The organism is Mesorhizobium sp. M7A.F.Ca.MR.362.00.0.0 (genome assembly GCF_004023175.1).
In the GTDB taxonomy this organism is placed as follows: Bacteria; Pseudomonadota; Alphaproteobacteria; order Rhizobiales; family Rhizobiaceae; genus Mesorhizobium.
Map to the genome: position 1 here is coordinate 1 of NZ_RZTF01001150.1, position 230 is coordinate 230.

A 230-nucleotide genomic window follows, 5' to 3' on the forward strand; every position below is an offset into this window, starting at 1 on the left:
AGCATTGATGATATCAGCTTGGATAAACTTCGCGGCTGGATTGGATATGTGCCACAAGATCACGTCTTATTTTCAAAAACAGTGAGAGAAAATATTCTGTTTGGCAACAAGGAAAACGCATCGGAAAGTCAGCTAAAAGATGCGATTCAGTTGGCATCGTTTCAGCAGGATATTGAAATGCTTCCTGAAGGATTGGAAACGCTTGTAGGAGAGAAGGGTGTTGCATTATC

General features: G+C 41.3%; 1 pseudogene. It reads left to right on the forward strand.

Going from position 1 to position 230, the window contains the following annotated elements:
- Nucleotides 1-18: 18 nt before the first annotated feature.
- Nucleotides 19-230, forward strand: a pseudogene (locus EOC06_RS39450) (multidrug ABC transporter permease/ATP-binding protein); the annotation flags it as partial.